Raw genomic sequence first — 24,949 nt, 5'->3', positions numbered from 1 at the left:
GTGTCCATTAGTTCGTCAAAGGTGTCCTTTTTTGAATAAACCAGTATTTTAACCCATATTTTGGTAAAAAAACTTTGAAAAGATAAATGGTTATCTATATTTGGGTAAGTTTTAATCAATAATTAGTAGAAATTGAGAGTTAATACGAAAATTGCCGAAGAGTTTTTTGAACTCCAGAAGGAACTTCCAACCATTTTAAAGGCTTATGGTCTATCAGGAAATTTTGTAGCTAAGAAAAGTGGGATTCCTCAAAGCTCATTTAGCAGGAAAATGAAGCGAAAGGAATTTTCTGCAATTGAAATGCTTCGGATTTGTGAGGCAATTAATAATTGATATAGCATTTTTTTCCATCCAAAATCAGATTAGGCAGACTAGTGGGACTAAAACCAAATTATAGAATAAATGAAAGAGTCATTAAAAGACACATTCCCACATCATCAAATAATGAAGAAAATTAGTGGCTGAAGCACTAGCTTTTATTTATTTTTTAACCAAAGGAGATGACAACAAAGGTAAATTATTCGAATCAGTTACTCAATATTGAAACTGGTCAGCAAATAGAGAAAAGCCAGTTAACAATATTTGATAGACAAGGAAAAATAAATAAGCGGGTCATCAATATTGTAAATACATCTATAGATGAATTATTAAAAAATATTGAGCAGGGAGGGGAGAGTTACCATATTTATTTTCCACAGGAAATAGAGAAAGAATTACCGGCTCCACTCATGAAGCAGATTTCAAAAGAAATTACGGCTAATGAGGTTAGGGTATTGACTGCAGTGGTAATACTGGCGCAGTTTGCCAAATCTAAAGGAGAGCTTTATTACTGGGATAAAATTAACCGTGCTTATTTTGAAGTGGACCTGCCAAGTGTTTACAAAGTGATGGGAATAGGGGAGACCAGGGGTAAGCAACGGGAGTTGGTGAAAAAAGCCTTTTTCAGTCTTAATGATAAAAAGTTCCTCATTGTAGAAGATGATAACCTGACCATTTCCAAACTGGTGGAAATTCATAAGATCGATAAAAAGAATCCTAATCTTTTCAAGATTACAGTGGAAGGACTGTTTTTCAATTTCGATAAATCAAAAAACTATCAAAACAGGTATTTCCATATTCCTTCGGATATCAACAAGCAAATCAGGAAAGTGACTACCGGAAGGCCAAATGCCGGGGTTGAACTTTTTATAAAGTGTCTGTTCCAGGCCAAACATTGCTCCAAAGATGGCAAAGTGGAATATAGCTATTCCAAAATTTACAAACTGATGAAGCTGGAGAATCTGGTGAAAAACAGAAATACCGGAAGGATAAAAGATACGATTCAGAAAGCATTTGATATTGCCCAAAAACTCGATCTCATTTCCAATGTGGAAGTAGGGGAGACGAATTTAAGAGAGAAAAAATATATTCTGACTTTTACCCCTTGATTTTATTTTTACCAAAGATCCATTAAAAAATTATTTAGCCTCTATTTCCAGAAAGATCAGCTTTTGGGAAGTAGGGGTTTTTTGTTGGGGTGTTATAGGATATGGACCATCCTTCTCCCTAATCTATCAGAATATTGAAAGGTGAGCATCTGGCCAAATGGGAGCAGAAAGAACTATATGCAGTCATTGCCCTGGGATTGTGAAGAAAAGCCATGAGAGCTGAGGAAAATGAGTTTTAAGCCTATAAAAAGGGTAGGGGAGAGGCGCAAGGAGTTGAGTTTATATTTACCCTTAGGTTAACCCTGGTTAGCCAGTAGAAAATAATTCTGTAAAACTTTCAGGTTGGGATTTTAATTTATTTTTGAAAATCATCATTTCATGTAGTAGGAGGGAAGTCTGTTTTGGGAAAAATCCAGTACAATTCAACCCAAAACAGAAAAATTTGCCTTTTGGAAAACATCTCATAACCTTTTTTTGATTACCTATAATACTATCCATTTAGGAGGTACAGGATTTTCCAAATTGTTTGAGCCAATCATTTTACTTATAAACCATTACCCAGGCATTTTTAAATCCTGAAGCTCTTTTCTTTCTCATTTTTGAAACAGCCTCATCAAAATCATTGATTTTTTCGGTATAAATGTAATAGAACTTTTTATTGCTGTCATAAACTATTGAAGCTTCAATTTCCTTTTTTTGGTAAATTTTAGCGAGATGATGGGCGAAGTTATTATCGGTACAAGTGTTCACTACAATATAATTTCCAGGTCCTATTGCGGTTCTTTTTTCATTTCCATCCTGATCAATTGTTACTGCATAAAAGTTACTGTTATTTAGTGAAATTGAATCAACTTCCCGGAATTCCATATTTTCTACTTCCTGGCCTAATTGTTTCCTCAATAAGGCAATTTCCTTCTCCATCTCCTGAAATTTTAAACTGTTTTCTTCCTCTTTCTGATAGGCCACAGGTTCTACCGGAGTATTATCCTCCAGGTCAGCCAGTTTCCTTTTCTTTTTAAATGGTACATTTATCGCCAGTAATACTTCATGCGAACCTCTGGAAATGTTGGATAAATACTGATTGGCTGTTTCGTATCCATAGCCAATTCTTATCCCGCTTATATTTACCCCCGCAGAAATTATGGCACTTTTATTTGATCTGTAACCGGTTTGTACCCAGATAGTATTGTTCCATTGTCCCATTAAATTCACTTCCACTTGGTCCGGGCTCATGGGAAGTATCTGATATAAAACAGAAGGTTTTACCAGCCATTCGTTATTTTGAGATAAAGTGAACCGGTATGAAACCATACTGATAATATGTTCGTGGAATTTTTGGCCTTCCACCATTAGTTGAGGGAAAGAAATGGATAAGTCTAAATTTTCATATTGATACCAGAAACCAGTTCTAAACCTAAACTGCGTTTCATTAAATAAATCAGAAGTTAAGGTAGGATCAGTTGAATTTACATATTGGTTAACAGCCAATCTGGAAGTACGAATAGAATTTTTTATGAATCCGGTAGATAAACCGAAATGAAGCATTCCTTTTCCTGAAAGTTCCACAAAATATGATGCGGATAATTCTCCACTTTTATAATCGAATGCACCTCTTTCATCTGAAATAATACGGGTTCCTAAGCCAATTTTGTGAGGAAGGGGCGCATGAACATTAAAGGAATGAGTACGTGGCGCATCATCCAATCCGGAATACTGACTTTTGGATTGCAAGGCGGCAAATATGCCATCAGTACTTCCTGCATAAGCCGGATTAATGCCATACAAATTTTGCATGTATAAGGTATTACCCGATATATCCTGCCCCTGAATGCTCAGCTGAAAAAAAAGACTGGCTATAAATGCCATTGCTATCTTGGAGTAAAAGTGCATGTTATTTGAGTTTTAAGAACCATTACTAAATTAAAAAGAGAATTATTATCTCATTATCAATTAGTTATGATTAAATTAAATGTGTTTAATATTGTTCAATGACTTTGATTTTAAGAATTTTTTATGTCTAAAAATTACCGCACCAATGAAATGGAGCCTTTAAAGGAAATTGCCGTTTCATCATTGTGAAGAGAATAGAAATAAACTCCCGAGGGTAATTGTTGTCCATTGTATTCTCCGGCCCAATCATTTTGGTAATTGGTGGTTTGATAGATCAACTCTCCTTTATCATTAAAAATCAACAATTCGTAATCACTGTATAATTCTACATTTTGAATTTCCCAAAAATCATTAAGTCCGTCTCCATTTGGAGAAATGTAGTTGTTTACAGGCAATTCGGTTTTTTCTATGATATCAATTAATCTGATGGTTATTCGGGCTGTATCGGCCAGGTTTCCGCTATTAGCCACCCTTATTTTCAGGAAAAAAGTTGGATTCTTTTCATAATCAAGAGGTTTTGGATTATTTACCAGTAAATCTCCGGTGGTTTCATCTACATAAAATGGTTCTTCCTGTTCATCTTCATCATTTTCATAAACTATACTGTAATTCAGAACGGCATCAGGATTTTGATCTTTGGCTTCAAGGGTACCAACCAGAGCATCCTTTGGACTTTCTTCCTCTACTCTGAAGGTTACATCTTCAAGTTCTGGTTGCTCATTTTTATTTACAATATTGATGGTAAATGTAACAGTCACACTTTCTCCTTCAAGATCAGAACTTTGGATTAAAACACTATAAGTTGATCTGGTTTCAAAATCAAAAACTTCATTGGTAATTAATTGATTGCCCTGAATGGAAAAACTGGAATTATCGGTGTCTCCAGCTCCACTCACCAGTGCATAGGTATATTCATCATTTTCATCCTCATCTTCAGTTTCAAATTTTCCCACTGTGGTCCCTAAAGCTGCATTTTCCTCTACACTATTGATATTTAAGGAGATGGAAACGGGTGCATCATTTACATCTTTAATTTGAATGATAAAGTTCTTTTCCATTGAAGAACCATTGGTATCAGTTGTTTTTAACCGAATGGGATAAGATGCTTTTTCTTCAAAGTTAAAAGTAGAAGCCGTTAATAATTTATTACCGGAGATCTGGAAAAAACTATTGCCTTCTGCATTTAAGCCATCAGCTAAACTGTAAGTAAAGGTATCATCTCCATCACTATCCACAGTGGCGAGTGCTCCAACCAATGCGCCCACTTCCTGGTTTTCTGAAACAATCAGGTTGGAAAGTGTGATATCAGAAGGAATATCATTGGTATCTTTTACCACAATGGCAAAGTTTCGCTGCAGGGTAAATCCGCCTTTATCCTCTACCTGGATTTTCACGGTATACACTGACTTTTCTTCATAATCAAAAATCTGATTGGCTTTTAGAAAATCACCTTCCACATAAAACTTTTCAGCATCAAAATCTGGTAATAAAGTATAGACAAATTCTTCACCAGCATCAGGGTCTGTGGTGACCAAAGTACCCACTGTAGAAGAAACAGGTTGGTTTTCAGTAATGATATTGTCCCTTATTTCAATTTTAGTGGGCGCATCATTTTCATCCTTTACTTCTATTATAAAGGCTTTTTCAAGACTTTCTCCTTGTTCGTCCACTACAGCAAGCCTGATATTGTAAAAAGATTTGGTTTCGAAATCAGCCTGGGTATTTAATAACAACTCATCACCAGAAATCAGGAATTTTGCATTGTCTGTATCATTATCGCCAGCTACCAATTTGTAGCTTAAATGATCATCCTGATCAGGATCAGTTGAGATAAGATCCCCAATTATAGTTCCTATAGGATCGGTTTCAAAAAAGGATTTATCATTGAGATCAAGGCTGGTGGGAGAATCATTCCTGTCGGTAGCATAAATCACAAAGTTCTTGTCAACATAAGCATTTTGGCTGTCAGTAGTTCGTATCCTTATTGAGAATTCATTTTTTGTTTCGTAGTTGAAAATGGCATCTGATTGTAATTCATTATCTACAATTCGGAAAAGAGCATTGTCTTCATCATTCAAACCAGAAATAAGGGAATAAGAAAAACTATCTCCTTCATCCTGGTCTACCGTGTAAAATTTTCCAATAAAAGTATTTAAGGCTTCATTTTCCCCAATTTTATTATTGGATAGCGTGATGTCTGTCGGATCATCATTTTCATCGGTAATAATAATGACCAGTTGTTCAGTAACTTCAGCGTCACTGTTATCTTTTGATGTTACATTTATGAAATAAAAAGCCTTCTTTTCAAAGTCGAAAGTGCTACTGGTCAGCAGTTCATCATCAATGATTACAAAATGACTGTTGTCATTCCCGGTTCCTGTAAGTGCATAAGTGAATGTATTGCCTCCATCCGCATCAACAGTAGATAAAGTACCTACTACTGAATTGACAGCAATGGTCTCGGGAATTCTGTTGTTGTTTATTTCGATAAGTGTAGGTACATCATTGTCATTGGTGATTTTAATGGTAAATTGTTCCTCAACAGTAGCTCCATCTTCATCCTTGGCACGAACCCTAATGGAATAAGTATCCTTAGTTTCATAATCGAAATTGATTAGATTTCGTAATTCACCGTAAACAATGGCAAAAGATTCATTATCTGTGCTTCCCACTCCACTCACAAGGCTGTATTGATGGGAATCGTCATTATCCTGGTCGCTCACTGAGAAATTTCCGATAATTGTACCTATTTGAGCATTCTCTGACACCTGATTGAAAGATAGCTGAAGATTTTCAGGGGTATCATTTTCATCGGTGATAGAAACTACAAAAGCCTGCTCGTAGCTTTTAGCAGGAGTCCCATTATCCGTAGTTTTTATTCTAATCTTATAAAGTTGCTTGCTCTCGAAATCAAAAGTTTCAGCTGTTACTAACTTATCTCCGGAAATGAGGAACTTATCATTATCTGTACTTCCTGTACCAGCCACCAGGTCGTAAGTGTGGGTATTTGAAACATCAGGATCAGTTGTGATTAGTGAACCCACTTCAGATCCTGCAGTCAGATTTTCAGCAATTTCGTTGTTCGATAAATCCAGGGCAGTAGGAGTATCGTTAGCATCAGTTACTTGTACGGTAAATAATTTGGTAAAACTTGCTCCACCTCCATCAGTCACTTTCACATTGATATAAAACAACTGTCTTGCCTCAAAATCGAAAGTGGTTAATGTTTTTATTTCGTCTCCAACAATGATAAAGTTGTTGTTATCATTTTGCCCATCACCAGAAAAAAGACTGTAAGTAAATTCATCTCCGCTGTCTTCATCAGTAGTAGAAATAGAACCAATTGATAATCCAGTGCTTTCATTTTCCGCAATACTGCCTGGATTGAGTACCATAGCAGTAGGAGGATCATTGGCATTGACAATACTGATGTCGATTGACTTTTGGAATTCACTTCCAGCAGCATCAGTGGTTTTAACTGTTATGGAATAAGTGGATTTTACTTCAAAATTAAAAACTGCTGTATTAATTAGTTTGTCATTATCAATAGAAAAGAAACCGGCATCTCCGCCTACAATTGAATAAGAATAGGCGTCCGAAGCATCTTCATCAATAGAAGTAAAAGTTCCAATTATATTTCCCTCTTCAATATTTTCAGCAAATTCCGGGTTGCTGAGCGCAATATCTGTAGGATCATCATTTTCATCCAGAATGTTGATGGTAAAGTTGGATTCATAAGTTCCCCCCTTATTGTCTGTAGTCCTCAATCGGATACTGTATTCCTGCTTTATTTCATAATTAAAAATTGCTGCGGTTTGCAGGGAATTTCCGCTGATATTAAAAGCAGTATTATCCTCATCTCCTTCTCCATTTACGAGTGAATAACTAAAAGTATCATTATCCGCATCGGTACTGGATAAAGTCCCAATTTCAGTTCCTATGCTTTGATTTTCGGATAAAGAACTATTAGAAAGTGAAATGGCAGTAGGCAGGTTGTTGTCAGTTATAATAACCGGATCATTAAAACCTCCTACTACGGCATCTGCTATGAAAGTGATGGGTAAGGTTACAGAATTCAGCTCTGTATCCATACTGTTATCATATAATTTAAAAGTAATTGCCTCATTCGATTCATTGCTGTAAACAATAAGTTGTGCAACATATCTATCCTGACCGGAAAGGTAGGTATCAGGCTTTGCAACACCCCTTACTTCTCCATTGATAATTGCCGCAACCATGTCATCTGTATCACGAGATTCTATTCCCTCCAATTGCAATACGGCTGTAATAATCATTGAATTATCATAATCACTTGGAGTTACATTCCAGGAGGGTGCCTGTGCCCAAATTTTGCCAAATGACAAAAACACAAAGGCATACAGTAAGCCTATAAAGGCAATGCTCTTTTTTCTCATTGTTTTGATAATTTTCTAAATCGTTTTCTCTTTTTGAGAAGTTGTTGCTAGTTGGAGATTGTTAGTGTAAAAAAATGGTGGCTTAATTTTTAGCCACCCTTGTTACCAAAGTTTTTCCGTCTTCAAATTCTACCCTCACCAGGTAAATCCCGCTTGATAAATCTTTTGTAGAGATTTTATGGGTAAACCTATAATCCTGATCTTTTAGTATTTCAGTATGAATTACTTTTCCAGTTGCATCGGTGATGAAAATAGTCAGCTTTTTGGCTTCTACATGGTTAAATTCCAGTAAAAGTTCATTGCCGAAAGGATTGGGATGGCCGATCATAGTGGTGGCATCCTCTTCACCATCCAGAGCTTCAGCATGGTAGTCCAGGGTAATTACAAATGGTTTCTCTACGGATCCCTTAAGGGATTCTTTATCGAATTGAATAGATTCATTTGCCGGATAAAGATGATGAAACTCCCCATCCATAAACTGGAATTTAATTTTTTCCTGAGCTACTTCCCCGTATATAGTCATGAAGTAGGTATTTCGCTGTGTAATCGGGTTAAAAATAGGGTATGCAATTCCTCTGCATTCCCCATTTACCATTGCGGCAAGTCTGCTATTTACGTCTTGCACATCTGCTACTTCAAGCACTGCAGTCATACTGGAATTAAATTCGTGAGGATTCATTTCCCAAACGCTTTCAGTTACCATTCCCCTGGCATCCACACCCCTTGGAAAAGTAGCCATTCTTGAACCTGCAGAAAGATTTACATTAGGGAAATTGAAAGATCCTGCTTTGTCAGCTTTCAGCATATAACCTTCTCCCGGATGCAAATGGGTTAAGTTTCCTATCCATCCAATGGTTTCATCCACATAAATTGCCACAGCATACTGGCTTTTGATGATGTCCCCGCTGGTGGCATTGGTAAACCCGGCCAGCGCATCATTAATATCCATAGATTTAAAGCCGATATATCCCAGCCAGTTCCAGTTTTCCTGGACATTTATGGTAACTTCATCCCCCTTAAGCAGTCTTCCTGTATATTTCAGTTCGTCTTCATTACTCAGGTATAATTTATATCCTGTACCATTTTGCAATCCACCATCCTGGGTAATTTTACCAAACCAACCGGTTGCAGCAGAATACTGGTCGTACTTATCAATTCCCTTAATTACATCCTTTTCAGCGGCATTAAGTTCTTTGAAAAGCTTTTTGGTCGCCTGCATCTCATTGGATTGCAGATGGAAAGAAAGCCATTTCCAACCTTTAGGTGTAGGAATTACGTGCTCAATTACATCCTCAGCAATTAGTAATTCCGGATTTCCTGGTGTTCCGTGAAAGGCATTATTGTTAAAAGAATAAGTTGGCGTTAAATCCCGGTGAACCTGACCATCACTTGCATTCCAAACCCTGAATTTGATGGCTTCGCCTCCGGACTGATTACTGTAAATACTCACAAAAGCCTGGTAATTGTCGAATGCAGGAATATATTTTAACTCAGCTAATCCTCTGCACTCCCCATTTATGAAAGCGGCAACCACATCATCTGGATCCCTGGAAATTTCCCCGTTTATTTCAACCTGGGCAATGATATTCATACTGAATTGATACTTTGATGCATCAACCGTCCAGTCTTCTGGTAGAGGTTTAAATACTTTTAAATCAAGTAATAATACCTCTTCAAACCCGAATTCTGTCACTAACTGGATGTCTTCACTATATTTTCCAATATTTACATTCGGATTGACTACAAAAGTCACCAGTTGACTTGAAACTGGGGGTAAAGTACCACTGGATGGCTCCACGGATAACCATGGTGGCAAGTTCTTTATTTCGAATTCGGCAAACTTTCCACCGGTATTTCTAATTCTCGATTCGAATTCAAATCCATTCCCCTGTTCAATTTCGAAATGCAAGTCCTCATCATCCCAAACAACCTGATTTTTATCTACAAAAGCAGTCCATGAAACTGGTGAAGCCATTACATTGGCATTCATATCTTCCACATTTTTAACCGTAATATCCAGAATTACATTTTCCAATAAACTGTCCGGGTCGTTGGTGGTTAAAATGATTTTGTCATTATTTGCCGAGTAATTGAAGTTTACTTTCTGTACAGGTCTTGGGATTTTTACAGTTGGAGTAACATCTGTATGTTGAGCTCCACCTCCTATTTTAATTGTATCCAAAATGGCAGAACTACCTGAAATTGCCGTGCTCACATAAGTAGCGTATAATTCCTGAATGCCGGCCACTTCCTGGTACCTGTCAAAGGGATGGTAAAGTAATAATCCTGGTTCGTCTCCTGTCAACATGAAATGCATGTCCCGCTTTATCTGAGTGAGCGGTCTTGCAGTTTGCCAAAACCTGATTTCATCCAGTTTTCCATTGTAAAATTCTGTGATATTGGTAGCTCCAGCCTGATCTACCCAGCCTCTGGCACCCAACCAAAGGGCGGGTCCTCCAAAGCCAAAGAAGTCAATACTGCTTACTGTATTTTGTTCGAGACCGTCAATATAACAGGTGGTGTTGGTACGTCTTTTTACCACCAGTGCTAAATGGTGCCACTTACCATCAAAAAAGTTTTTATCGGTAACCTGGAATTTTTTTCCGTAATTCCATACTTCAATTAAGCCAGAAGCATTTGCATTAACTGACCAGCCATTTTTATTGGCATCAAGCAATTCATTTCCTGCATTTCTTAAGGTATCACCTCTTCCATTCGATAATAATGTCTGGTTGGTAATTCCATTTGCATTAAACCAAAATTCCATTGTAAAATCCATATCATTATTGATTGCTGGACTTTTAGTCTTCAGGTAAGCATCCGTTCCATTAAAGGTTACAGCATTTCCATTTGGTTCTACCTGCCAGGTGGCATTTACAGTAGCATGGCGATTACTGGCTAAATCCTCTGCAATTGTTCCAAAAGCTTCTTCCATTCGCCAGTTTCCTGAAAGACCTGGTTCATTTCCACTCATCCTTTTACCAGCATAAATGTTTACCTGAGAGGTTGACAATGCTTTTTTCCAAATTCGTAATTCATGAATATTTCCAGCGAATGGAAGTGATGGATTTCCAGAAAAATGTGATTTGCCAATTGTAATTTTTCCGGTACTTAAATAATCCGGAGAAAAGCTATTGTGGGTACCACTTAAAAAACCATCAATATGGATACTGGCCGAATTGTTAGTTACATCATAGGTAAAGGCTACATGATGCCATTTATCATCTGCAGTAATTTTCTGGTTTCCCTTAATAGTTGCATCAACCACTGTTACCATTAAAGAATCGGTATTATCAAAACCGATAAATAACCCTTTTACTTTTTCAAATCCCTGTGAAAATAGTATCTCTTCTTGGCCACTGGTCTCTCTTTTCACATAAAATTCTACTGAGAACGATCTTCTGGTGAGGGAATTACCCTCTGGAATTTCCATATAGCTATTATCTGTGCCATCAAAATATAAGCTGGCCGGATGTCTTAAATCTGTGCCATTCAAAACACCTCTAATATCGAAATTTGCCGGTCGCAATAAACCTGCATTGATAGGTTCATTGAACTGAATCATGATTTCATCCCCGGCAGAAAGTACCCCATCAGATGGTTGGGGAGCACCAAAAGCATGTGGTGTTTCTCTATCAATTATTCCGGAGAAAATTTCCGAACTTACCCTTGTAATATCTCCCGGAGCACCACAAAGGGTAATGGCTTTTAGATCATATTCTCCATCCGGGACCGTCCAGACATATCCTCCATTTAAGGTTTTTGAACCGGCCTGTTTCCAAATATGCTTTATCGTTCCATCACCATCTTTATCAATTAATGGATCGGTTAGTTTGCCACCCAATTCCGCCCTGGCTAGGGAATCTCTATAATAAGTGTCTAAAAGAATCCACTCAGCATCACTATCCCCGGAAGATTTATATTGCAATTCTACCGCCTGGAAGTTAGGATAATTTATATTAAATCCGCCAATCTGATAAAGTACACGAGTAGTATCTGTGCTATCCACCAAACTGGTATTTATGGTCCAGTTATCTTGCGGCTGAAAAATATTAGGTTCGGTACAACTTGGGATGAAAAATGCAGAAATGGTTACGGTATCGTCTATTAATGCTCCGTTACCTGTTAAATCATATTGACAAGCGGAATGTAATACTAATTGTACGCTGTCATAATTAAATTCGAAAGGACCTCTTTCTACCACCAGCGTTTTGGTGATGGACTTGCCTCCGGGAACAAAATACTGTCTGTTGCCAAATATTTCCTGTCCATCAATTCTCATCACTAAACCATCGGGATTGGTTGATTCTATTACTTCCAATACATAATACTGGTTATCATCCGTTTCACTTTCATTGTTAAAATTCAATAAGAATGCTGCAGTCTGATCTGCAGGGATATTATAGGCCGTGGCTACTTTAGCAGTACCATTAATGGTAATTCCAGGTTTATCCCTTTGCTGTGTTCTGCTGCTTAGAATTTCCTTCTTATTGCTATCGATAGAACCCTTCAGCGTATTTAATAAAGCTAATTTTTTATCGACTCGTTTTTTCCTTTCCTCCAGCTTTTTCTTTTGTTTAACCAGACTGAGAATAGATCTGTTTTTGGCATCTTTCACCTCATCTAAAATAGCAGTGGCTGCAGGCGGATAAGAATTATCTCCAACTCTATAATCTATGGTTTGCTGGATATATAAAATAGATGCCGCCAGTTGCAAACTCAGTTGCTGGTTTTTGGAAATCAGTCCTCCTACATAGCTTGAAGTGGCAAATCGAAGCACAACCTCATCTTCATGCGGACATGCTGTTTGTCCTGCAAGGGTTTCAAATATAGGCGTACTCTTGTAGGCATCCTTACCAAGGTTTTCAGTATCCTGATCATTTCCATAAATATTTATGGTGTGGTAGTCCCCAACATCATCATCATTGATTACATATCCTACTTTAAAACTCTGACCATTTGATTCAGAAGAGGAAACAGTATTGGTATTGGAAAGAGATATATTATAATCTATGGAAACCCCACTTCCAGATTCTTTTAGATCAGTTTCAGTCCCCAGTGAACCAAAAGGACCAATATAGAAATCATCAAAATTAGTATCTTCCCATTCTGCTGAATATTCATAACTGTACTCACTTTGTGCAGAAATACTCACATTCGATTGCTTCACTCCATAACCTTTTATGGCCAACCATTTTTCTACTTCATTTCTGGCAAGTGTATTAATCCATGTGTTGATTTGTTGGTTAAACCACCTCACAGAGTCAATTTCTCCTTTTCTGGTTGGGGTAAAAGTATAACTTTTACCTGTATTAGAGGTTAAGGTACCATCAGCTTTTGTTGGGGAAAGGTCATTTGCTTGTATATCTGCTCCCCAAATAAGGTTATCATTGTTTGTTCCAATTCTTTCCGTTAACCATTCTTCATTTTGGCTTGGAAAAGCGGCAGATGTCACATTATTTACATACTTCGCATTATTTTGTAATAAATTATCCCTGAGTGCTTTCAGGTTTGGAATCAGGTAATTTTCAATATGATTTTGGTCATATACAAAAGTGGTGGCAATTCCTCCTCTTCCAAATGCCATTTCTTTAAATCGGGCAAGTTTTAAAGTTTTGGTGGTACTTCCATCGGAAGCTGTAACTGTAATTTCAACAGGACATTCCACTGTAGAAAGCCCACAATCACTTTCTTCCACAAACGCCAGGTTTTTAATTATGCCAAATATGATATTCTTTGAGGTACCTACAAAAAGATCACTGGAGGCCCCAACTAATGATCCGGCAGATCTGGTTTTAAAGGAAGTGGTTGCTTCGTAGCTATAAACATTTTCTTCCCCAAATCCTCCACCTGTTTTTAAGCCCAAAGTACCTGATTTAGACGCTACTGCCTTAGATTCTGTGATTACCCCAACTCCCTTTAATATCTTCGCTCCTGTCTGGGCCTTTAGTTTTAGACTGGCTGAGCCATCGAAATTATGAGAGGTTTCTTCCACACTTGAGAAACTAGATCCCTTGGTTAGATAACTGTAACTTCCGTCCATTGGAGGATCTCGAAGAATAAAGTCTACCAGCTCAGGACCCTGGGTAATAAAGTTATTACCTACCTGTAAACCACCCAAAACATAGGCTTTAAAAGGATTTGGTGCACCACCACCACCTGGTGCGGGCCATTCAATAATATTGCTTCCTGCTTTGGCCTGGATAGTCAGAGATTTGAGATAACTTTCTGACGGAACACTGGCATTTTCCAACAAATTAGGTTCTCCTGCTTTAAAATTATAAAGCGTATCTCCATCTGTAATCCTAATTTTGTCTAAACCTCCGCTGGAATAGGCAACTGCCTGGTCTTTATTTCCATCGGGTTCTAAATAAAATCCACGTCCCAGGCCATTACTTACCGATAATTCAGCATCTGTAACAGGAACTTTATGAGTTTTCGAATCATCAATATTGGTATATATTTCATAGAGGAAAATTCGCATTTTATACGGTTGTCCCTGGCGAAATACCTTATAAGGTAGGGAACTTAAATCTGCAGTAAAAGTAGTTCCTGCATTGTCTTTAAATTTCAATTCCTGATCACCTCCTGATGTGGAAAAATCCCTTCCGTACTCATCGGTTACAATAATGATTGGTTTATTTCTTAAAATGAAATCCCGTCTGAAATGATACTTTACCGAATCAATATTATCCAGCACTTCTATTGTGGTTAATTTGGCCACAATAGAATCTTTTACATCCACCAATATGGTGTCATTTTGCTGGGTAGTCTCATTAAATTTATATTGCGTTTCCTGCCTGGTAATTTCCAATGTATCCAGCTGATTGCTTAACCCGGTGGTATCCTTTTCAACAAAACCCTGTTCGTTTACATATACAATTGTATCAGGCAGAGTTTGATATACACTGTCTTTTTCATAAGAATCAAAAATAAGAGCGGACATATCCAGATTTTCCTGTGCAAGCGGAGTTCCATCACTATCCTTAAATACGTAGCTTCCATCATCGATATATTTTACCTCCTTTACTTTGTATTCTTTGGGTGGAAGGGAAACCTGATATTCTCCATTTGCTAGATTTGTAGTTATGGTTTCTGAAACCAACCCTCCATCATTAGCAGATTCCAGAGTAAATTCAATTTGACCAATATTATTTACACTTTTCCCAAAACCTATTAGTTTGTCTCTTTCTACGGGTCCTCCTACACCTCTTCCCACCAAAATTTTTGTGGTACTATCCAACATTACAATTCCAGAAACTGGTGCCTGAAAATCCTTTGTTTCCCTGTCTACAGGATACCTTCCTTCATTTTGAATAGTGTGGGTTAATTTTCTGAATTCAAGGAAGTGATGACCAATGGGAACCTGAATGTCAAATGCTCCATTTTCATCTGTTTCTACAAGTTTGCCATTTTTTACAGCAGCTATTTCCCCGTCAATAAAAATATTAACCCCTTTAGAACCGACCTCTTGAAGATTATTTTTGCTTTCATGGGTAAAATACACATTTCCAGTAACCCTGAATGAAGAAATGTCTTTAAAATCGACTCCATTTTCCACACTGCTACCTTCCCCAAGGTAAACTATTTGCTGGCTGGGATCGAAAGCATGAATAGCTCCTCCCATGGTCATGGTAGGGGTAATGTTAAAGTTGCCTCCATTTCCTTCATATATTATTCCTGTAATGGAATAATTTCCGGCATCATCTGTATAACTTGCAGTGGCAAGCTGAGACCCTGTGGGAATGGAATCACTCCAGAGGGCACCATTAATTATTCCATCCCGACCATGAAATTTGCCGCCTTTCTCAGAGGCATCAAAAACAAAGGGACCTAAGCCTTCATCAAACCGCCAATATCCTTCAAGTCCATCATCATCCGGATTTACCAGCCTGCCATAATCTCTCAATACACTCAAAGAATCCAGGCCTCTGCTATACACCCTTACCTCATCTATATTCCCATTAAAATAACCTGAGGCTGTGAAATTCCGACCCAGATAAATATCATTTGAATTTGTGGTTAGGTTTCCGGTTGCAATTTTTAGGGAATTACTTAATACGCCATTGATATAAATTTTCAGGCTGTCATCCGTATCCATGGTTACGGTAACATTGCTATAATCTCCTGAATTTAAGGCTATTGTTGAAGTAAGTGTTTGAGCCCCTCCACTTTTTTGAACAGTAGTAACAATATTTCCAGCATTGTTTAATTTCACCTCAAATTGGTTTTGCTTGGTGATTAAATACTGATCATTTAAAAGGGTATCTGGATTTATCCAGGCAGAAAGTGTCAGTTCGTTGGTAAAGGTGGGAAAATCCGAACCGTTTATTTGCACAAAATCATCCGTTCCATCAAATGATAATGCATTCCCTGAAGTGCCTTCCTGCCGTTCTGCAATTACTTTTACATCAGGAACAGCAATTCCTCCTTCATATACGATATTACCATTTACAACTCCAAAAGGAAGTCTGAATCCCAGTGTATAAGCTACTCCATTTGCCGGAAGGGCTAATGACTGGTAATCTTTTCCATTAACCAGATTGATATCAAAAGTGATCTGCTTCTCAATCCCACATTCGTTTTCCCCAATCACAAAATATTCATAAATCTGACGGGCGTTAGTAGAATTATCTGTCCAGGTTCTTACATCAGTTTGTGTAGTAATCATTAACTGAGGGACTACATCACTTCCCAGTTTTCGTCTGTAAATTTTATATCTATTGATAAAATTGGCATTTTCACCTGTAGACCACTCCAATAGAACCCTATCTCCAAAATATCCCTTAGATGCTGTTAGTGAGTCTTTTGCAAGGACCTTACTTACATCAATATCCGTAATATTTATTTCATCCTTAGTATTGTCACTTTTAAGCTTTGCCTTCCCACCAGAGACTTCCTTACATCCATTCACAGAAAAAATTTCATATTCATAGGTAGCACAGGATTCAGCATCCTGATCTAAATAAGAAGTAGTGGTGGGGTTATCTATATCAAAAGTTTCTTCGCCTCCATTTATGCCCCGCCTTACAATTTTGTACATTTCTACATGGCTACCAGCTGACCAGGTAAGTTCTACTCCCGCAGTGCCTGTTTTAATTAATTCCATTTGGAAATTAGCAGCTGCAGTAGGATCAGCGGGTGAAATCCCAGGTACAAAATCTGAAATATCTCCTTCAGTATCACACTCCTTGCTAATTGCACTCATTTTATAGTAATAGGTAGAGCCCCTGGTTAGTCCTGTATTTACATAGCTCCTTTTTTCACCTGAAATAGTAGCGATTGCAGTATAGGTACCACCTTCTGTGTTGCTTCTGTAGAGTTTGAAATTTTTAGGATTAGCAGCAGCCCATTGCCAGGTTAGTTTTGATGAGCCATCACAAAGGTTTTGGGTAGCTTCAAGTCCCGCAGGTGCTCCCAATTGTGCAATTACTTCCCCCTGTACACTCCTTTTGCTGCTTTCGTAAGTAATGCCATTTTTTACATATCTAAGTGAAATTTTATACCCTTTGTTGGTAGTTGTACTTCTGGTATAACTGGTTGTTCCGGCTGGCAAAGTAGTAATCTGAACATCATTTTCATAAATCACATAAACATAGTCTCCGGGATAGCCCTTCATGTCTTCTGGTTCATCCCAGCTTAAATCTACCTTCCCACAACCTGCAGTTGAATTTAATGCTCCCGGAGTGGGAAGTAGCGGAATAGTATATTGCTTTGTTCCACCATGGAAGGTCATACCATCTCCCCAGCCATCTTCCACACCAATGGTTACTGTTTTTCCGATTAAGGAAGGCGGAAACGCAAATTGGAACTGAACTTTAAAGTATTCACCCCCTGTAGCTCCCCGGGAAATGATTTTACCTGATGTGTTATTGTTATTATATGGATTATATCCATAATCGTGAGTAGCTTCACTACATCCATCAATATTGTCTACAAATTGGTCATATAATGCAGCATGCCTTCTATTGTATACTTTTAAAAATCTATATTTTGTGACTCCTGTTGCCTCATAATAATAATGCATGTATTCCATCCAGTCATCTGCATCACAGCCACCTCCATCTTCATCATGTATCAACATATTCATGTTGAAGGTAAAGTTGGTTTTATCAAGTGTCTGATTCCACGCACAATCGCCCCAGTTTCCATCATCGAAATCACAAACTCCGGGATAGGTTTGGCTTAATGCTTCTGAATTTTTGAAAATAATAAAAAGAAAAGTTAAGGAAAAAAGTAAAAGGGTTTTAGTAAATTTTGGGGAGTGGTATTTGGGCATACAAAGCTGGGTTAAATAGCGATTTCAGAGTAATTAGGCGGCTTTTACACCACTTCATCCATACAAACTAATTATTGCTATAGAAAAGTATAACCGGGCTAAAAAATAAATTTATAATATCCCCAAAAGGTATTTTCTGGTAAAATTGATGGAAGAAGTTATGGGTGGTAAATAAACTAAAAAAGACTGCTAATATAGAACAGTCTCCTTTAGTTTAATTTTTATATCAGAATTCATTTCCAAATTATGGAAAGTATTGATGTGTCTTTCTTAAAATCTACTTTTGGTTTGGTTAAGAACCAATTAACTCTCGCTCGATTTCTTCCAGTGTTTTTCCTTTTGTTTCTGGAAGAAATTTATATAAAATTAGAAAGCCAATTGCGCAGATGACTCCATGCATCCAAAAATTATTGGCCCAACCAATGGCTTCATTGATTGCCGGAAAAGTGAAGGTCAGAGAAAAGTTACCAATCCAGTGTGCCAGGGCAGCTATGGACATGGCTGCTCCTCTTATCCGGTTGGGAAAAATTTCTGAAAGGACTACCCATAATAAGGGCGCTAGGGTAATAGAGTAGCACATGATATTTATCAGAATGAGTAGAACCACTGTCAATCCGTTATTGGCTTCTAACTGAAAGCAAAGGCCAATAAGTATATAAACGATGACCATAGAAGAGGTCCCCAGGAGTAATAATGATTTTCGGCCAAACTTGTCCACTGTGAAAAGGGTAATGAACACAGAAAGAACCATCACCGAACCAATTACTACAATGTTTAACATCATTTCCTTTAGGTCATAACCCGCTGCCTGGAATATATCTGCAGCATAGTAAATTACCATATTGATGCCACTCCATTGTTGTAAAAATGCCAGGAATATTCCCAACCCGATTACCTTTAAAATCCTGGGATTGAGCAACTCTTTAAAATTAACCCGGGCAACATTTTCACTACTCAGGGTGTTGCCTACATCTTTCAATTCAAATTCCGCATAAGCTGTCCCTCCAATCTTTTGAAATACTTTTTTGGCCTCCTCAATTTGTCCATTCTTAATTAGCCATCGGGCACTTTCAGGAACAAAATACATGAGGACAAAAAATAAAATTGCCGGAATAAATTCGGCCGCAAACATCCACCGCCATCCCTTTTGGCCATTCCAGCTTTGTGCAATCACTTCCAAAGAGGCATTTGCAGGTAATGAATTATCCAAAAGTGAAATTTGCCAATTAATCAATTGGGCCAACAATACGCCAAACATCACCATGAGTTGCATGATGGTGACAAACATGCCCCTTTTAGCAGGAGGAGAAATTTCTGATATGTACATAGGAGACAAATTGAGTGAAATACCCATGGCCACTCCTCCCATAATTCGGTACACATTAAACATATAAAAAGAATCTGCAAGTGCGGTTCCTAAGGCCGATAATGAAAAAAGTAATCCTGAGGCAATTAAAAGGCGCTTTCTACCAAGCTTATCACTTATGAATGCACAAAGTAAGGCTCCTGCCATACAGCCCACCAAAGCAGAACTGGTTCCCCAACCTTTTTGAGTGGCAGAGGTTAAATTGAAATAGGGCTCATAAAATGGTTTTGCTCCCCCAATTACTACCCAGTCGTAGCCAAAGAGAAAACCTCCCATTGCAGCAGTGATACAGATAAGCCAGATATAAGTTTGATTATAATTGAACTGTTTGTTCATTTTTTGAAAGGTGAAAATTTGTTTGAATAATTCTAGTTTATAGCAATTTTATTGATTTGATATTAGGGAATTTTTTTGGAATTTAAAAACCTATGGATAGCGTAGGTCATTTTTGATAGCCGAAAATGGCAAATAAGGGAATAGAGTTAATTTGAAATTTTGGTTTAAGAATAAAAATGCAATGAATCATTTCAACCAATTGTTTGGAAGATTCAAAGGGGTTGTCTAAAGTAAGGGATTTCCAAGCGAGGATGATTAGATTTTATTTTAGGCGACCCAATTTTGAAGAGAATAATGGAGATTATTTAAGGAAAAATTGGGGAGGCATAGAGCAAAATCTACCATTCGCAGCTGAAAGGTTATACTTTAGAAAACTTCAAAACCAAAAATCAGTCGGGCAACCGGTTTTTCAATTCATTTGTCCACATCTTAATGCCTGTACTGGATCCAAAAATAGCCTGATTAAAAAAAGTCAAATTTTAGGGTGATATTTGGTTGATTGCCGGAACATCTATGAAAAGAAAGAATTATGCTGGTAAAAGAAAAAATTGATAAACAATCCAGGGAAGTACAAATCATGAACTGGTATGAGGAGGTGTTTCCTGCGGTTTGTAATTACATCCAAAAAAGAGGTGGTGATTTAGAAGAAGCCAGGGAGCTTTTCCATGAAGCGATTATCCTGTATTATGAAAAAATGGTCACTACAAGTTTCCAGGCAGAAATTAGTGACCAGGCTTATTTAATGGGTATAGTGAAAAACCTTTGGCTGAAATACCATCACAAAGAGAAAAGAAAGGTTGGGCTGGAAAATATGGAATTTAAGACAACGAATGAATCGAAACCGCTGGTTCAAAAATTACTACTATTTCTCCAAGAGTCAGGGGAGAAATGTATGGATTTGTTGCAAACTTATTATTACGAAAAATTGAGTATGAAAGAGATTGCCAAAAAGTTTGGTTATAAAAGTGAACGATCTGCCACCGTGCAAAAATTTAAATGCCTTGAAAAAGTAAGGGAAAATGTGAAACAAAAATCATTAGGATATGAGGATTTCATTGATTGAAGCACAGCAATTGGAAAATCTCCTTTTGGAGGAGGGCGATCCGGCCGATAGACTGGTGATGGAGGCCAGGTTACAGATAAACAAGGAACTTAAGGAAAAGGCCTATTGGCAAGCTTTAACTTATAGAATACTTAAGCACTATGGAAGAGAAAAACTGAAAAGGGAAATAAATATGGTTGAAAAAAAATTATTTACAAGTCCAAAATATAAATCATTTCAGGACCGGATATTTTCTATTTTATAAACAATAATCTTATGCATGTAAAATCACATTTGATTCCCATGGTGCTTGATCAGAGCAGTAGTGGGGAGCGATCATATGATATATTTAGTCTTTTACTCAAAGAACGAATAATTTTTCTGGGCACTGCAATTGATGATCAGGTGGCTAATCTTATTGTAGCTCAGCTACTTTATTTGAATAGCCAGGACCAAAATCGACAGATTGACATGTACATTCATTGCCCGGGAGGATCAGTATATGCCGGATTGGCCATTTACGATGCCATGCAAATGATTTCAGCCCCTGTTTCCACAGTGGCGGTTGGTTTTAGCGGAAGTATGGGAACAGCTTTACTAAGTTCCGGAGCAAAAGGGAAACGGTTTGCCTTGGCGATGGCTACCATCCATCAACATCCAGCGGGAGGTGGAGCCAAGGGTTATACTGAAGATGTTCGGATTGCCACCCACGAACAAGAACGGCTTCAGGCTCAGCTTTTCCATATCATGGGGAAGAACAGCGGGCACAGTAAGGAAGAAATAGAAGAATTTTTCCGAAGAGATCGCTTTCTGAATGCCATCGAAGCAAAAGAATACGGAATAGTGGATGAAGTTTTAGGGGAAACTTCAGAACTGATTAAACTGAAAGAGAAAAAACCAGAACTGAGTTTCTATAAAAATTGAGAGAGGAATAAATCAGACTATTTTTCCAATAATTCAAGGGTGACCAAATAAGCACAATGATCTGAAGCAATAGGATCCTGAATGACTTCAGTTTTCAACACCTTCCATCGGTTTTTTGGATAAAACATCACATAATCAATTTTTTTTACGGGATTTTCCGAAGGATAGGTATAGGCTAACTGGTCCATTTTATAAGAGGCCGTCCATGTGTTTTCAAGAATTTTAATGGTTTCGCTGTTTGGTTCGGCATTTAAATCACCTGCTAATATTGTAGGATGTGAGTTGGAGGAAAATACTGCATTGAGATGTTTGGATTGCATAATTCTGTTAGTTTCATCTTTCAGATGATCAAGATGAGTACCGATAAAGGAAATGGTATCTTTGGAAGGCAAAACGGTAGTAATTTCCAGGGCTGCTCTTGGTTCATCACCGGGAGTGAAAGGTAAGGGAATATTTCTTGTATGCAAAAATGTATATTTGGATAATATTCCCTCTCCATATTCTCCCTCATCATAAGGCATGGCCCGGCCAAAAAGGGGAGACATTTTTGTTCTCCACCCCAGCTCAGTGACCAAATCGAATTTCTTGGCCCGGTTGGTAAGATAATCCACCTCCTGAAGCGCTACAAAATCAGGGTCGGCTTCAATAATAACTTTGGCAATGGCATCCAGGTCAAAATCACCTTTTGTAGTAGCTCCATGAAGAATATTAAAGGAAAGCACTTTAATTATTCTTTTGTTTTCCTGGGCCATGGAGGCCTGAAACGTAATAATGAGACCCAGAAGAATTAATGTTATTGATTTCACTGCCATGTACTTTTGAAATTAATTGACCGTAACAGAAGGAGGAAAGGACTCTTTTGATGTCCATAAATCCTTATTTGGTTCTGCCCCCATTTTAAGCACTAAATTTCCACCATCCATCATGGTTTTATGCGTGATATAAGAAACATCCAGTGATTTTCCATTTAAAGTGGCCGACTGAATATACTTATTGGTTTTAGAAACATTTTCCGCTGTAATGATAAAAGTTTTTCCATCACCTACGGGGATTTTTGATTCCTCAAACATTGGACTGCCAATCACATAAATTCCCTCTGCAGGATTGACCGGATAAAGTCCCATAGCACTAAATACATACCAGGCAGACATTTGGCCACAGTCCTCATTTCCACAAAGTCCGTCAGGCTGGTCGGTGTACATAGTTTCCAGAATCTTTCTTATTATTTCCTGGGTTTTCCAGGGTACTCCGGCATAATTGTACATATAGGCAATATGGTGACTTGGTTCATTTCCGTGAGCGTATTGTCCAATTAATCCTGAAATATCTGCAGAAATATTATCTCCGGTAATTTCCGAATTCTCAACAAACAACTGATCCAGTTTTTCAATAAATTTTTCCTGGCCCCCATGTAGTTCAATCAATCCGGCAATATCGTGCGGTACAAACCAACTGTGCTGCCATGCATTCCCTTCAGTATAATCTGTGTTTACCCGGTGAGAGGATTTTTTAGGATCAAAGGGAGTTACCCAAATGCCATCCTTGGATTTCCCTCGCATAAAACCTGTTTCTTTGTCAAATACATTTTTGTAATTTGATGACCTTTTCATGTAATATTTGTAATCCTCTGTTTTTCCCAAATGCCTGGCTACCTGAGCGATGCACCAGTCGTCATAAGCGTATTCCAAAGTTTTGGTTACAGATTCTTCTTCCAGTTCAGAAGGGATGTAGTGATATTCTTTATAAAATTTCACTCCACGAATATCCTGCATACTGCTTTTTTTCATCGCCTCATAGGCTTCTTCTGCATCAAATTCATCAAAACCTTTCAAAATAGCATCAGCAATTACCGGAATAGCATGGTAACCCGTCATGGTATTTGTTTCATTACCTGTAAGTTCCCACACCGGAAGCAATCCATACTCCCTGTAATGTGCCATCATTGAATGAATAAAATCATTCACCTTGTCTTGCTGAACCAGGGTATAAAGCGGGTTAGCTGCTCGGAAAGTATCCCAAAGGGAAAAGATTGTGTATTTTTTGTAATTGTCTGCTGAATGAATATTTCCATCCGCACCTTTATAATTTCCCAGCGCATCTGAAAATAGGGCAGGGGCCAGTTTGGTATGGTAAAAAGCAGTATAAAAAATCCTTTTTAAATTCTCATCGGAAGTCTGAACCTGGATTCCCTCCAATTCTTTTTCCCATAGTTCTGCGGCTTCAGTTTTCGTTCTTTCAAAATCCCAGTGGGGCAAATCACTTTCTATTCCTTTTAAAGCCCCTTCAACACTGGCAGATGAAATGCCTACCTTCAATAAAACCTGGTTGGTATTAAAATTAAATATCCCATTAGCTTTTAATCCTACAGCTTTTGCACCCTCTTCCAGTTTCAACCCATCTGAAAGCTGGTAAGATTGAAAGAGAGACGAAAATTGTGCAGCAAAGTACACCCGCTGGTCATTTGCCCAGCCTTTGGACCTTCTGTATCCCGTAATTGTAGAATCATTTTCTACTTTAATATAAGTTTCTAAAGGAGCATCCCAATTAATGGCAAAACCCAAATCAAGCACCACTTTATTTCCCTCTTTTTCAGGGAATGAATATCTGTGCAAACCCACTCTGGAAGAAGTAGTTAATTCAACCTTGATTTCTGAATCCTCAAACTCTACACTGTAATATCCGGGAGAAGCACTTTCTTTTTCATGAGTATAAAAACCCTTAAAATCGTAATCCTCTCTCGAACTGATTTTTTTGGTGAGATCAACCTGATTACGAGTGGGCATAAAAAGGATATCTGCCAAATCACCTATTCCGGTTCCACTCAGGTGAGTATGGCTAAATCCTACGATTATACTATCGGAATAATGATATCCTGAACACCAGTCCCAACCATTGGTTCCATTATCCGGGCTCAACTGAATCATGCCAAAAGGCACTGCTGCGCCTGGGAATGTATGACCGTGATAGGCTGTGCCTATAAATGGGTCTACATAAGAATTGAGGGTTTTGGGGATATCAGTACCTACCTCCACTACTTTATCAGGGGCATTACAGGAGACAAAAAAAACAAAGAATACGGAATTCAATAATACTTTGATCATTCCAGTGGTTGTGATCTGAATAAGTAGATTTTTCATTTTGAAATGGGTGGTTGATATAGAAAAACTAAATGGTTCGATTTATATAACTTCTCGCTATAATAGATAATGGGAAAGAGTTATCTAAGAAGCGATAAATCAGTTAGAAAATTAATTCCGGATAATTTTTTTG

Annotated in this window: 11 protein-coding genes; 5 read left to right on the top strand and 6 right to left on the bottom strand. The window is 37.8% G+C overall.

Features of this window, described 5'->3' with window-relative positions:
* Nucleotides 1-132 precede the first annotated feature (132 nt).
* Both A3EM_RS0118315 and A3EM_RS0118310 read left to right on the top strand, forming a co-directional pair.
* Nucleotides 133-333: a hypothetical protein gene (locus A3EM_RS0118315; protein WP_020529695.1), complete on the top strand. Its 201-nt coding sequence runs from the start codon at nt 133-135 to the stop codon at nt 331-333.
* A gap of 167 nt (nt 334-500) precedes the next feature.
* A complete protein-coding gene (locus A3EM_RS0118310; RefSeq protein ID WP_020529694.1) occupies nt 501-1,427 on the top strand; it encodes a hypothetical protein in 927 nt (308 codons plus the stop codon).
* A 540-nt stretch (nt 1,428-1,967) separates the two neighbouring features.
* Here the strand turns inward: A3EM_RS0118310 and A3EM_RS0118300 are convergent.
* The 4 genes from A3EM_RS0118300 to A3EM_RS0118285 form a co-directional block, all read right to left on the bottom strand.
* Nucleotides 1,968-3,317 (bottom strand): PorP/SprF family type IX secretion system membrane protein, encoded by a 1,350-nt coding sequence (locus A3EM_RS0118300; RefSeq protein WP_083925256.1) that lies wholly within the window; start codon nt 3,315-3,317, stop codon nt 1,968-1,970.
* 134 nt (nt 3,318-3,451) lie between these two features.
* Nucleotides 3,452-7,732: a cadherin domain-containing protein gene (locus A3EM_RS45960; RefSeq protein WP_020529691.1), complete on the bottom strand. Its 4,281-nt coding sequence runs from the start codon at nt 7,730-7,732 to the stop codon at nt 3,452-3,454.
* 82 nt (nt 7,733-7,814) lie between these two features.
* Nucleotides 7,815-18,011 carry a LamG-like jellyroll fold domain-containing protein gene (locus A3EM_RS0118290; RefSeq protein ID WP_020529690.1) on the bottom strand — a complete coding sequence of 3,399 codons (10,197 nt, stop codon included), beginning with the start codon at nt 18,009-18,011 and terminating at the stop codon, nt 7,815-7,817.
* 292 nt (nt 18,012-18,303) lie between these two features.
* Nucleotides 18,304-19,713 (bottom strand): sugar porter family MFS transporter, encoded by a 1,410-nt coding sequence (locus A3EM_RS0118285; RefSeq protein WP_020529689.1) that lies wholly within the window; start codon nt 19,711-19,713, stop codon nt 18,304-18,306.
* A gap of 529 nt (nt 19,714-20,242) precedes the next feature.
* On the opposite strand from A3EM_RS0118285, the gene A3EM_RS0118275 reads away from it, so the two are divergent.
* Genes A3EM_RS0118275 through A3EM_RS0118265 form a run of 3 tightly spaced genes read left to right on the top strand, consistent with a single transcriptional unit; the run spans nt 20,243 to nt 21,679 of the window.
* The gene (locus A3EM_RS0118275) at nt 20,243-20,776 is read left to right on the top strand and encodes an RNA polymerase sigma factor (protein WP_020529687.1); all 534 of its coding nucleotides are present in this window, start codon (nt 20,243-20,245) and stop codon (nt 20,774-20,776) included.
* Nucleotides 20,757-21,020, top strand: a complete 264-nt coding sequence (locus A3EM_RS0118270) for a hypothetical protein (RefSeq protein ID WP_020529686.1) — start codon at nt 20,757-20,759, stop codon at nt 21,018-21,020. Before A3EM_RS0118275 ends, A3EM_RS0118270 begins: the two co-directional genes overlap by 20 nt.
* A gap of 11 nt (nt 21,021-21,031) precedes the next feature.
* Nucleotides 21,032-21,679: a ClpP family protease gene (locus A3EM_RS0118265; RefSeq protein ID WP_020529685.1), complete on the top strand. Its 648-nt coding sequence runs from the start codon at nt 21,032-21,034 to the stop codon at nt 21,677-21,679.
* Nucleotides 21,680-21,696: 17 nt separating this feature from the next.
* On the opposite strand, the gene A3EM_RS0118260 is transcribed toward A3EM_RS0118265, so the two are convergent.
* Both A3EM_RS0118260 and A3EM_RS0118255 read right to left on the bottom strand, forming a co-directional pair.
* A complete protein-coding gene (locus A3EM_RS0118260; protein WP_020529684.1) occupies nt 21,697-22,491 on the bottom strand; it encodes an endonuclease/exonuclease/phosphatase family protein in 795 nt (264 codons plus the stop codon).
* 12 nt (nt 22,492-22,503) lie between these two features.
* Nucleotides 22,504-24,816 carry a GH92 family glycosyl hydrolase gene (locus tag A3EM_RS0118255; RefSeq protein ID WP_020529683.1) on the bottom strand — a complete coding sequence of 771 codons (2,313 nt, stop codon included), beginning with the start codon at nt 24,814-24,816 and terminating at the stop codon, nt 22,504-22,506.
* Nucleotides 24,817-24,949: the final 133 nt, after the last annotated feature.

Source organism: Flexithrix dorotheae DSM 6795 (assembly GCF_000379765.1).
Taxonomy (GTDB): domain Bacteria; phylum Bacteroidota; class Bacteroidia; order Cytophagales; family Flammeovirgaceae; genus Flexithrix; species Flexithrix dorotheae.
This window is presented reverse-complemented; position numbering and strand designations above follow the sequence as displayed.